The following is a 12,522-nucleotide window of genomic DNA, read 5'->3' on the forward strand; positions in this document are numbered from 1 at the left end:
GCAAATTTTGAGGTTCGTCCGCGGTTATAGGCACTCTCCATGCCAAATCGCATACCCCAGTTTATGAGCAGCAAGTCTGTTAATTAAATGGACTACCGCTGTCATACGGTTTTTTGATCGCAAACCCGCCAGCTAAAATGTTCGCCACATGCAATGAAGAAAATCCGCTCTCCCCCTGCCTTACAACACCGTAATCCGGTTTCTGCCCTGACCCTTCGACTTGTATAGCCCTTCGTCCACCCGCCTTACAATGGTTTCTGCTGTATCCCCCGGTGTATATGCAGTCACACCGAAACTTGCGGACAGCTTTCCCGCATGCCCAAATGAATGGCGGCTAATGCTTGCTTTCAAATATTCCGCCAGTTCCTCTGCCTGGGGCAATTCATCCTTTGTAATGATGATGAATTCTTCACCGCCCCAGCGTCCGATGTAATCATTCGCTGAAATCACCCGGGAGGAAAGACGGACAAATTCCTTCAGCACCTCATCTCCTGTCTGGTGCCCGAACTGGTCATTCACCTGTTTAAAATAGTCGATATCGAAAAAAATCACGGAAAATGATGTGCCGGTTTTGTCCGCGTGTTTAACCGCAGCATCCAGCCATGCCTGCACCTGGCGCCGGTTGGCAATCCCGGTCAACATGTCCGAATAAGCCTTTTTCTTTTCCTCTTCCAATTCTCTAAATACTTTTAAGAGATAATGAGAAATGCAAAAGATGGCGATATAGACGAGATTGGCAAAGTAAAAGATCAGCATGGATATTTTATAGTCAAAGGAAAAATGGCGGAACTGCGGCATTCCGATCAGAAGCGTAGTCACGAACAAAGCGAGCGAATAAATGATCCCGTTCCGCTTTTTCAACGTGATAAAAATATAGAGAAACAGAAGCGGGCTCCAAATGATCGAAATTCCGATGGCTCCCTCTTTTCCCGGAACCATGTATTGAAAAACACAGTCCATCACGATGGCAAGATAATAAACCGTGAGGATCACGAGATTCACATAGTCAAACAAGCGGAAATAACGCTTGAAAACCATGCAGATGAGAAACAGAACGTTCCAGGCAATCAGGATCCGCGTCGTGGCGAGATAAAATAAAGCTGTACGGGTGCCTGTGTGAGGGGCCAAATTGTAAATCGCAAGGGCAGCGATCAAAAGCGGGCTGATCCAAAGATAAAGGATTCTTTTAAAATCTTCCAATGTCTCGATTTTCCTGCCCATTTCCGCCCCGCCTTTCTGATCAATCTCCGGGGAACTTGCAAATGAAAACAAAGGCCAAACTTCGGCTTTTCACTACGCGTTAGCAACTGGCTGGCATGGTTAGAAAACCGGTAGCCCCTGTAGTTTTGCGTCTCCATTTTTCAATGGATTTGCCCCTTTGATATAGGTCTTTTATCCTATTATACTGTATTTCTGTCCAAAAGAAACCATCAGTCAAAGGATAAGAAAGGGCAATTCGGTTAAAATTTGCCGTCTGCAGCTGCTGAAATCGTTTATGGCGATTCCGCCAACGCCCCCCGCCTCATCGCTGAAGCAAGGGGCATGGATGTGAAATGTTTTCCTCTGTTTTACGCCGAAATGTAACGCGTTGTCCTGTGCTTTTCAGCGGCCTTGCGTTTTGCCGGATCTGTTTCCGACATGTTCATTAGGGCTTGCTGAGTAAGCAAAATTTTTAAATTGGAAAGGAGGCTGACAACTTTGGTCGAAATTTAAATGCGAGCGTTTTACAAAAAATCTAGGAAAAAGCTTGCACTCGAAAGCTGATTCAACGTATTAGAGAAGACAGAATCACGCATTGTCGTAGATAGATTCTTCTGAGCTTGCTGATCAATTGGGACAAACGCAGAATCGGATTCGTTCAGCAAGCCCTAATTTACAAACCGCTCTGTTTTCCCGAGCTTTTCCCAGTATTCATTGCGCAGGCGGACTTTCTGGATTTTCCCGGATGCCGTTTTCGGCAACTCATCCACAAATGTCACACCCGTCACGGCTTTGAAATGGGCAAGCCTTTCCCTTGAAAAACGGATGATGTCTTCTTCTGTTGCGGCCGCATCTGCTTTCCGGACGACAAACGCATGCGGGGTCTCCCCCCATTTTTCATGTGGAACAGCAATCACCGCTGCTTCAAGGACAGCCGGATGCTCATACAGCACTCCTTCCACTTCTATAGAGGATATATTCTCTCCGCCACTGATAATAATGTCTTTTTTACGGTCGACGATATCGATATAGCCGTATTCATCAACGGTCGCCATATCCCCTGTATAGAGCCGCCCGTTCCGGATCGTTTTCATCGTTTCTTCCGGGTTTTTCCAGTATCCGAGCATAACACCATGGCCTCTTACCGTGACCTCGCCGATTTCTCTCCCGTCATGGGCCACTTCTTCGTCATTTTCCCGTAAAACCCGGACATCGCTTCCGATCATCGGAAACCCGGCTTTCGCCCGCAACCGCAATTGTGTATCACGGTCCAGCCCGCCAAGCTGCGAACGAATGACAGATACAAGGGTGAGCGGTGTTGACTCCGTCATGCCGTACACCTGGATGAATTCCCAGCCGAGTTCTTTTTCCACGCGTTCCACAAATGCGGGCGGCGGTGCAGCTCCGGCGATGACAACACGCACGTCCTGTTCAATAGCGGGATGGTGTTCCGCGTTGTACTGCAACAGGCTGTTCAGCACAGTTGGCGCCATATGCACCACCGTCACATTATGCCTGATGATTTCCGTGAAAATGGCTTCCGCCGACGGTTTGCGGAGGCAGACATGGGTCGCCCCGTTTGCTGTATAGTAAAACGGCGAGCCCCATCCGTTTACATGGAACATCGGGAGCACATGCAAATAGACATCGCGGTCCGTAACGCGCAAATGGTGCATCGCGCTTAATGCATGCAAATAATTATTGCGGTGGGTAAGCATCACGCCCTTAGGATTTCCGGTCGTCCCGCTCGTATAAAGCAGGCTGCACACATCGTTTTCATCGAGGCCGGCACGCGGGAACGGATCCGGCGGAAATCTGTCCAGCCAGCGGTCATAATCAATTTCAGCACAGTCATCCTCTTTATAGTGGATAATAATTTGCTCCACCGTTTCAAGCTCATCCTTTACCGGCTCGATCAAATGGTACATCTCCTGGTCCACAAACAATACTTTCGATCCGCTGTGATTTAAAATAAACCGGTAGTCTTCCGGGGTCAGCCGGATATTCAGCGGCACCATCACCGCCCCCAGCTGGAAAATCCCGTAAAAGCCTTCCAGCATTTCCACTGTATTCGGCGCGAGATAGGCCACCCGATCCCCTTTTTCAATGCCAAGATTTTTTAACCCGTACGACAGCCGGTTCACCCTGCCGTTCAGCTCCCGGTATGTAAACGCCCGGTCCCCGCAATACACCGCTGTTTTCCCGCCGTACAAAAGCACCGCGCGATCCAGAAATTCCGTCAACACCAATGGCACGTTCATGGACTCCCCTCCCGTTTTCATTTTCTCCCTGTTTCCCCTTGCTGTTTAAAAACCAGCACTGTTGTATAACAATATTATAAAATTTTTTGAACGCGTTTTCAATCATCATATTTATTTGTTTTTTTATAACATCGGATGATCTTATTTTCACATCTTTTACCTTGGTTTCCGCTTACATTTTTAATATAATGAGAGTGTAGAAAGAAAAAAATTTTAGGAGGCAGTACATGTTATGAAAATTCCTGTAAAATCCGTTACATCGCCGAAAAAATTTATCGTCGGAAACGGCCTGCTTGCCAATTTATATGCGTACATAAAAGATTTGGGTGACAATGCCTATTTGATTTGTGACGAGTTCATCCTCGACCGCGCAAAAGAAGAAGCCGGGAAATCTATTCAGGAAGGCGGCGGGAAAGCAACTTTCGAAAAGTTTAATTATCAAACTACCCAGGAAGAAGTGGACCGTAACCGCCGGCTTGCACGTGAAGTAGGCGCCAATGTCATTGTCGGCATCGGCGGCGGAAAAACGCTTGATACCGCAAAAGCAACCGCTTATTATGAAAAACTTCCGGTTGTCATTTTTCCGACAATTGCCTCCACTGACGCACCGTGCACGGCCCTTGCCGTTATTTACAAAGAAGACGGCGCTTTTGACCGTTATTTGTTCTTGCCGAGCAATCCGGATGTCGTGCTAGCAGACACGGAAATTTTAGCTGCGGCACCGGTTCGCTTTTTCGCCGCCGGGATCGGGGATGCGCTTGCCACTTATTTTGAAGCACGCGCCTGCTACGCGGCAAACGGCGACAACCTTGTTTTAATGAAGCCATCTCTCACCGGCCTGGCCATTGCCCGCACTTGTTACGAAACGATTCTCGAAAACGGCGTAAAAGCAGTGGAAGCCGTGAAAAACAAAGTGCCAACCCGGGCAGTGCAGGATACCATTGAAGCGACCATCTATTTGAGCGGTGTCGGTGCGGAATCCGGCGGTCTTGCCGCAGCACACGCCATCCATAACGGCATGACAGCTGTCCCTGCCCTCCATCGTGCACAGCACGGCGAAAAAGTGACATTCGGCTTGCTCGCACAGCTCGTCCTTGAAAATGCGCCGAAAGAAGAGCTTGAAACTGTAATCCGCTTTATCAAAGCAGTCGGCCTGCCGCTGACACTGAAGGACCTCGGCGTGGAAGAATTTGTGGAAGCCGAATGGCGGAAAGTGGCGGAAGATGCTTGTGCCGAGGATGACACAATGGGCAACGAACCATTCCCGGTTACGCCTGAAGATGTGTACAATGCCATTGTTGCCGCCAACGCCATTGCCGAAAAGTACCATGATTAAATCAAAGCAGCATATGTGAATCCACCACAAAAACGGCGGGAAAACACGATCGTGTGTCCCGCCGTTTTTGTCTATATCATATGAACTTAAGTTAGGGCTTGCTGAACGAATCCGATTCTGCGTTTGTACCCAATTTGTCAGTAAGCTCTAGAAAGATCCATCTTCGAGAATGCTATTCAGTCCTCGCTATACATTGAATCAGCTTTCAAGTGCAAGCTAAAATTTTTGCCAAAGCTGTCAGCATCCTTGCCAAATCTAGGAATTTTGCTTATTCAGCAAGCCTTATGTTAAGGAAGGGTGGAAAATTGACGGCTTTTCTTAACATAGAGCCCGTCTACGTTAAAAAAGCACGAAAAATTGAAGGTCTTTCTTAACATAGAGGGCGTCTACGTTAAGGAAGCGCGGAAAAACGAGGGCCTTTCTTCACATAGAGCCCGTCTACGTTAAGATAGCACGAAAAAAAGATGGCCTTCCTTAACATAGAGCCCGTCTACGTTAAGAAAGCAAGCAAAAACGAAGACCTTCCTTTACATAGGGCGCGTCTACGTTAAGATAGCACGAAAAAAAGATGACCTTTCTTCACATAGAGTCCGTCTATGTTAAGGAAGCACGGAAAATTGAAGGTCTTTCTTCACATAGAGGGCGTCTACGTTAAGGAAGTACGAAAAATTGACGGCCTTTCTTCACATAGAGCCCGTCTACGTTAAGATAGCACGAAAAAAAGATGGCCTTCCTTAACATAGAGCCCGTCTACGTTAAGAAAGCAAGCAAAAACGAAGACCTTCCTTTACATAGGGCGCGTCTACGTTAAGATAGCACGAAAAAAAGATGACCTTTCTTCACATAGAGTCCGTCTATGTTAAGGAAGCACGGAAAATTGAAGGTCTTTCTTCACATAGAGGGCGTCTACGTTAAGGAAGTACGAAAAATTGACGGCCTTTCTTAACATAGAGCCCGTCTACGTTAAGTAAGCACGAAAAAAAGATGGCCTTCCTTCACATAAGGCGCGTCTACATTAAGAAAGCAAGCAAAAACGAAGGCCTCGCATTAAATTTATACCAAAGCTGTCAGCATCCTTGCCAAATCTAGGAATTTTGCTTATTCAGCAAGCCCTAAGTTATATATCATGCATTTTCCGGCGCGTGCCCGGGGCCCCTTTCCATCTCAAAAGCAGGTCTGAAGCGACACGTAGATTATTGCGGATCCGATAAGACACCAGTCCCAGCTGCATGCTGGTAATCTTCCGCCGGTTCCCAGCCCTTGCAGACGTCCACCCATTTTTCGGCCTTCCCGTATGTATACAATTCTTCGCAGGTCAATTCAATTGCCGAGTTGCCGCTCCCGCATGCCGGAAATACGGTCGTGAACCGTTTGAGTGAGACGTCCATATAGACCGGCAAATCTTTTTTCAAACCGAACGGGCAGACGCCGCCGACAGCATGGCCGGTATGCTCAAGCGTTTCTTCCGGTGACAGCATCCGCGCTTTCCCGCCGAATGTTTGCCGGAATTTTTTATTGTCGATTTTCGCATCTCCCGCGGTGACAACAAGAAGGGCTTCTTCCTCACCGGTACCCCTGAACGCAAGCGTTTTTGCAATCCGTTCCGGTTCCGTGTTCAGCGCCTCAGCTGCAAGTTCAACCGTCGCGCTTGATGACGGCAGGACGAGAACATCTTCTTCCCGATCCCACTGCTTAAAATAGGCTTTGACATCTTCCAATGACATATGGCGACACTCCTTTTTGTGAAAATTTTTAACCCCATTGTAACGGAAGCCATTCCGGGTTGCAAACAGGCTTGCCAAGTTTTTCGCCGGGCACACCGGCTGACTTCCCAAAGCTTCAGCTTCATTCGTCTTTCAACGGGTATTCCCCTGTATGCGGCTGTGAAAGAAAGACAAGATTTCCTGCTGCTTTTCAGGCTGGCGGTATGCTTCTCCAAGCAGCTTCTCCAGCCACTCACTTTTTTCCGATGCAGAAAACTGCGGCTGCTTCAGAAGCTGGCGGCACTCATATAAAAAATCCACATATTGGGCGTAGTTCGTATCATAATGTTCGGATAATTCATTTGCAATTTTGGAAGCCAGTTTCGGGCTTGCCCCGGCTGTAGAAACACTGATGGAAAGCCTGCCCTTTTGGAAAAACGCCGGAAAAGCAAGGTTGCCATTTCCCGCATGGCCGGCATCGTTCACGAGGGCTTTGGCCGGGGCATGGGCAACAATCCGGCTGTTTGTCTCCGGATCATTTGTCGCTGCAATAACCACATCGGCCTGCCGGATGTCTTCTGGTTCGAATGTTTTCTGTTTCCAAATGAATGCGCGTTGTTGAGCCAAATCCTGCAATTCATCGTTCAGGTGCGGGCTCACGACAGTAACGCATGCCCCCGCTTCCTGCAAAAGCCGGAATCTGCGTGCCGCCACTTTTCCACCGCCGATAACCACAGCCTGCTTCCCGTCTAAATCGACCATAACCGGTACCCAAACCATTCCTGATCTCCTTTCCAGTTTATCCATTGCAAAAAGCCCGCCGTTCTCCCTGCTTGGCATGCTCCCATTCCAGCGTTTCCTGGAAAGCCGGAAGCGGGTAAGTGCCGGCACGCGCAATGGAAAACGCCGGGCCGCGGGCATTTTTCAAACTGCATCGGGCCCAAAAAAGTGCCGGTACGCGCAATGAATGCTGCACCCCGGCACCTTTTAAACTGCATCGCCCCAAAAAGTCCGGGGTGCACAATAGAAAACACCGCAGGCTTGACTGGGTAAAAATCCCGTGATCTCAAATAAAATCCTCTGCGCCCAACGCTTCTTTTGCCCGAACGGCCAATGCATCCGCCATATCCGGATGGCAGCCGAGATACCGTGCTAGCCGGATATCATATCCTTCCCGCTGCAGCATGCCCACTTTCTTTTCCAGCGACCGGACGAGCACGCCGGTAAACCAAAGATAAGGGGCCACAACTACCGGGCGCCCGGTTGCGGTCAGCTCCTTCAGCGCATCATCAAAACGGGGCTCAAGCACCGCCAAATAAGCCGTTTTGATCTGCTCTGTCCCCAATTGCGCGCACAACCTGGCAGCAATTTTTGCAAAATCGCACAGTGTTTCCGGGTTGCGGCTGCCGCGTCCAACAAGCAGAATCCAGGCACCCGGAGGCATGCCGGTTTCCATAATATTTTCCGTCAGAATTCCGATGATCCGGTCCCCGACACCGAGCGGGCGGCCGTACGTAAACACAATATGCGGATAACGTTGTTTCGCTTCCCGAATCGCACGCGGGATATCCTCATAATAATGCCCGGCACTCAGCAACAATACCGGCACAACAGCAATGCGCCCTGTGCCGCCCCGGACAAGCGCATCAATCCCTGCCGCAATATCCGGTTCTGCAATTTCCAGATAACAAATTTCCTGGAGATCCGCATCCACCTGCGCCATTGCTTGCCGGATCGTCGCTGTTGCTTCCCGGGCGGTTTCGGGCACACGGCTGCCATGGCTGACATATAAAACGCCTTGTTTCATACCCGTTCACCCGGTACAGGCCGAAGCAGCGGAAAGCTGTTCAAACCATTTTAACTCTTCGCGCAGTTTTACCACTTCTCCGATGATCAAAAGCGATGGGTTGCGCAGCCCAGCCGCCTTTTTACTTAAATTTCCAAGCGTGCCGACCGCGGTTTCCTGTTTTTCAGTCGTGCCCCAGCGGATTAGTGCAGCCGGCATGTCCGGTGATTTGCCGTGCTTTATCAGTTGCGCACAGATGAGTGGCAGATTTTTCACGCCCATATAAATGCAAAGTGTATCAATTCCCGCATATTTGGACCAATACGCATCAAGATCTTCGCCTTTTTTCGTGACGCCCGCGATAAAAGCAACGGATGTACTGAGCCCGCGGTGGGTGAGCGGAATGCCGGCATAGGCGGGCACAGCGGAACCGGCTGTAATTCCCGGCACGATTTCAAACGGAATATGTTTTTGCACCAGGACTTCCGCTTCCTCCCCGCCTCTACCGAATATAAACGGATCACCGCCTTTTAAACGGACAACCGTTTTGCCTTGGTTAGCAAATTTCACAAGCAGGTGGTTGATCATATCCTGCGTCATCGTATGGGCATCCGGTTTTTTCCCGCAGTAGACAAGTTCTGCATCCAGCCTTGCCTCTTTTAACAGATCCGGATTCACCAGCCGGTCATATAAAATGACATCCGCTTCCCGGATCAGGCGCAATCCTTTCACTGTAATCAGCTCCAGATCGCCGGGTCCTGCCCCGACTAAATATACTTTTCTCATTTCTTCACCTGCTTTAAACTTAATCGGACTCGTTGTTTCGGTTGATGCGAGCACTTGAACGATCCTAGTCTGGATTGGCTACAAGCGGGCACCTGAAAAAGCTGGCTGCTTTTGCCGCTGAGCTTGCCGAACGGGTCCAATTCTGCGTTTGTACCCAATTTATCAGCAAGCTCCATCTCAAAATATAAAAGAATCCATCTTCGAAAATGCGATTTTGTCTTCTCTATACGCTGAATCAGCTTCCAAGTGCAATTTTTTCCCTGGTTTTTTCATAAAACCGATTTGCCTTTAATTGCCGCATCCTTACCAAATCTAGGAATTTTGTAAAATGAACGAAATCTTGTCATGCAGACTGATGCTTACTCTTATTACCTATGTCATTTTATATAGCAGCCTTATTTTTTCTGAACCGTATGCAGCCCGCATTCGGTTTTATGAAAGCCCGCCCATCTTCCTGCTCTTGAGTCGCTGTTTCCAGCAGCACGTGTGCACGGGAAACAGCCGATGCTCGGATATCCCTGGTCATGCAATTCGTTATACGGAAGATGATGGGACTTGATATAGTTCCAAACGTCATCCCATGTCCAATGAATCAGCGGGCAAATTTTAATCGAATGGAACCTTTCATCTTTATTGACAAAATTCGTTTTCGCCCTTGTCGGCGATTGCTCCCGCCGCAAGCCGGATATCCAGGCCGACGCTCCCTGCAGCGTTTCTTCAAGCGGCTTGATTTTCCGGATATAGCAGCATTGGTCCGGATCCCTTTTCCAAAGGGCAGATCCGTATTGCGCCGCCTGTTCATCAAGCGTAAGCGACGGTTTTTTCATTTGGATATTTAAAGCCGGATATTTCTTTTTCACTTTTTCAATCAATTCGTAAGTTTGCGGAAAGTGCAGGTCCGTATCCAAAAATACGATATCCGCATCTTCTCTGACTTTCGAAATGAGATCAATCAGCACCATTCCTTCTGCGCCGAAGCTGCACGCATATACCACTGATTTACCGTACGTGCCATATGCCCACTGCAAAATTTCCAATGCGCCCTTTGTTTCATCTTCCGGCACGAACACTGCAAACGGATCCGACGTAAACTGTTCATATGTGAGCCGCGTTTGCTCCACTCTATTCCCTTCTTTCTTATTCGATTACTAAGGATTAAACGACAAAAATCTTCTTACCCTGAAGTAAGAAGATATCCATTCCCGGGAAATCTTCTTATCTTTCAGGCCACCACCTGCAGGAATTGGCACAGTACCCGTTTTCGGACCTGCTGCCGAGGCTTCACAGGGCCCTTCCCTCCACCTCTCTTGATAAGAAAATAACAACATATAAGCTTGAAGTTTATTGTATACCTTCTTATGCTATTCGTCAACGAAAAATTCTGATAAAGAAAATAAGGCCCATTTTCACGAAAAGTGTTACATGTAGTTTTGGGCCACCTTTTTCTTTCTCATTTGATGAAATGGTTTCCAATCTTTACTTGCATGTGTTTTTTTCAAATCTTGCTCTGTACCAAATCGGTTCATCAATTCACCTTTAAACTTGCGGCGTACCGGCTCAGCTCCGCGTTTCATCATCACCTGGATTTTTGAAGCCATTTAAAAGGGCGACAACTATTCGTTCCCTTTTACCATAGAAGCCTTTCTTTATGATCAAACGAATAAACATAAGGCATCATAAGAATCAAACAAGCCCAAATAATGATGATTAGTGTTATGAATGCAATTTTTGGAATGCCCAATATCATTAGTCCAAATGAGCTGAAAAAGCAAAGCAGGGAAAAAAGATATAAATCCACTTAAATGGATGGTTACAATCAGAACATTTTGGCAGGCTCATTGACTTCCACTTTCCTTTTCTTCGATTTTAACATGAAATTCAATCTTTTTTATGCCAACAACAATGATTTAGAAAAGAGTCTTCCTTTTTCAGTGCGTTTTCCAACCTGCGGGGGTAAACTACATATATCCAATGACAGAGACTGAATGAAGCCAAAGCGGGGTGAAAAAATGATTCATTTGGATAAGCATCATGACCCCCGGACAAACGGCATGCTGCTGCGCCAGCTTTCACGCAGGGCAGTCCAGCCGGGTACCCTAATCCAGGAAAATGAAGCGCTTTTTCAAAAATACTGCCAGCCGGAATTTCACAAACCGTTTTCCCTTTCACGGCTGCTGCTGAACCGGAGATATCCGGTTGAACCGTATAAAACCCTTGCAGATCAGAACGGCCTTGTCTACCCGGAATGGAAAACGATATTGGATCAAGAATACAGCCGGCTGCTGTCTGTGGCATCCCGTACAGTCAATGTGGCAGATTTCGGGGCTGCCGGCGATGGAAAAACCGACTGCACAGCGGCATTCCAAAAAGCACTGGGAAACGGCCGCGTGAAAGTGATCGTACCGGAAGGCATTTATCTTGTAAAGGGGCTTAAGCTGCCTTCATGGACATGCCTTTGCGGCAGCGGAAAAGGCGTAACAGTCATCAAACTCCATCCGCATGCGCCGAAAAAAACGCGTCTTATCCAAAACGCCCATTTCCACCGCGGCAATCACCATATATCGGTGGAAGGGCTCTCGCTGGACTGGAATGTCGAAAGGCTCGGAAATGAGGAAAGAACGGCAGCAGGAAATAACCGTTCAAGCTGTCTGACTTTTGCGCACGTCACGTTCGGCTGGGTGAAAAATGTGGAGGCGGCGGGGGCCGGCCTGCATGGTTTTGATGTATCGTCTGCCCGGTATCATTATTTGGGCGACGGCTTTCTCGCCCCGGGAAGGAGCCGCTATATCTGGCTGGACGGGCTTACGGCAAGCGGATTCGGTGATGACGGCATTACCACCCACCATAGCGACTATTGCTTTATTTCAAATTCTTTCTGTTACAACCCGAGTGGAAAGGCCCACAAAAAAGGGTTTTCCAACTCCAATGGCATTGAGATTGATGACGGGTCGCGCCATGTCTGGCTTTACAATAATGCTTCAAGCGGCTGTTTCGGAGGTGTCGAAATCAAAGCCCATCACAATGCTTCGGCTGCTTCTCATGTCCACCTTTACGGCCATCTTTCTGTCCGCGACAACCGTTCTTTCAATTTCCGGCATATCGGTCACCATAAAGGTAAGGATAGCGATTCGAAAAGCGCGGACCATATTGTGGCGGCCAATCTTGTTTCCATCGCGCCGGTGTTTACGGATTTATATGAAGGTTCAACGCCGCGCAGCCTCGTTGTTTCCGCTTATCGGAACGTTGTCATTAACGGGCTGACAGCACTTGGCGACCCGGATTACGATTTCAAGGGAAATCCTGTTGTCGCCATCCAGTACCGTGCAAAAAATGTTATCTTGAAAAATGTAGAAATCAGCGGGTTTCAAAATGCGAAACGGATCAAGGGCAAAGACAAATGCGTACTGTTGTAATGCTCGATCAATTCAGAGAGAGAATCTGCGCGGAAAT

10 protein-coding genes and 2 riboswitches are annotated in these 12,522 nt (G+C 48.2%); of the genes, 2 read left to right on the forward strand and 8 right to left on the reverse strand.

Going from position 1 to position 12,522, the window contains the following annotated elements:
- Window positions 1-180 precede the first annotated feature (180 nt).
- Entirely contained in the window at window positions 181-1,221 is a 1,041-nt protein-coding gene (locus BCOA_RS22165; RefSeq protein ID WP_014096347.1) for a GGDEF domain-containing protein, read from the reverse strand.
- 78 nt (window positions 1,222-1,299) lie between these two features.
- Window positions 1,300-1,385: riboswitch (cyclic di-GMP riboswitch) on the reverse strand.
- Between the two features lie 483 nt (window positions 1,386-1,868).
- The gene (locus BCOA_RS22170; protein WP_014096348.1) at window positions 1,869-3,461 is read right to left on the reverse strand and encodes a long-chain-fatty-acid--CoA ligase; all 1,593 of its coding nucleotides are present in this window, start codon (window positions 3,459-3,461) and stop codon (window positions 1,869-1,871) included.
- A gap of 232 nt (window positions 3,462-3,693) precedes the next feature.
- Between BCOA_RS22170 and BCOA_RS22175 the strand changes: the two genes are divergently transcribed.
- On the forward strand, window positions 3,694-4,797 hold the full coding sequence (locus BCOA_RS22175; protein WP_014096349.1) for a glycerol dehydrogenase: 1,104 nt from the start codon (window positions 3,694-3,696) through the stop codon (window positions 4,795-4,797).
- Window positions 4,798-5,990: 1,193 nt separating this feature from the next.
- Here BCOA_RS22175 and BCOA_RS22180 read toward each other — a convergent pair.
- The 6 genes from BCOA_RS22180 to BCOA_RS22210 form a co-directional block, all read right to left on the reverse strand.
- Entirely contained in the window at window positions 5,991-6,521 is a 531-nt protein-coding gene (locus BCOA_RS22180) for a YbaK/EbsC family protein (RefSeq protein WP_014096350.1), read from the reverse strand.
- A gap of 132 nt (window positions 6,522-6,653) precedes the next feature.
- The gene (locus BCOA_RS22185; protein ID WP_258435247.1) at window positions 6,654-7,340 is read right to left on the reverse strand and encodes an NAD(P)-binding protein; all 687 of its coding nucleotides are present in this window, start codon (window positions 7,338-7,340) and stop codon (window positions 6,654-6,656) included.
- 226 nt (window positions 7,341-7,566) lie between these two features.
- Entirely contained in the window at window positions 7,567-8,307 is a 741-nt protein-coding gene (locus BCOA_RS22195) for a sirohydrochlorin chelatase (protein ID WP_014096352.1), read from the reverse strand.
- Between the two features lie 6 nt (window positions 8,308-8,313).
- The gene (gene cobA / locus BCOA_RS22200) at window positions 8,314-9,072 is read right to left on the reverse strand and encodes a uroporphyrinogen-III C-methyltransferase (RefSeq protein ID WP_014096353.1); all 759 of its coding nucleotides are present in this window, start codon (window positions 9,070-9,072) and stop codon (window positions 8,314-8,316) included.
- Between the two features lie 395 nt (window positions 9,073-9,467).
- Window positions 9,468-10,193, reverse strand: a complete 726-nt coding sequence (locus BCOA_RS22205) for a phosphoadenylyl-sulfate reductase (RefSeq protein WP_014096354.1) — start codon at window positions 10,191-10,193, stop codon at window positions 9,468-9,470.
- Window positions 10,194-10,284: 91 nt separating this feature from the next.
- Window positions 10,285-10,389: riboswitch (SAM riboswitch) on the reverse strand.
- Between the two features lie 101 nt (window positions 10,390-10,490).
- The gene (locus BCOA_RS22210) at window positions 10,491-10,670 is read right to left on the reverse strand and encodes a hypothetical protein (protein WP_019720423.1); all 180 of its coding nucleotides are present in this window, start codon (window positions 10,668-10,670) and stop codon (window positions 10,491-10,493) included.
- Between the two features lie 411 nt (window positions 10,671-11,081).
- Between BCOA_RS22210 and BCOA_RS22215 the strand changes: the two genes are divergently transcribed.
- Complete coding sequence (locus tag BCOA_RS22215) at window positions 11,082-12,485, forward strand: glycosyl hydrolase family 28-related protein (RefSeq protein WP_041818239.1); 1,404 nt, start codon at window positions 11,082-11,084, stop codon at window positions 12,483-12,485.
- Window positions 12,486-12,522: the final 37 nt, after the last annotated feature.

Origin of the sequence: Heyndrickxia coagulans 36D1 (assembly GCF_000169195.2) — a bacterium.
Classification (GTDB): domain Bacteria; phylum Bacillota; class Bacilli; order Bacillales; family Bacillaceae_C; genus Weizmannia; species Weizmannia faecalis.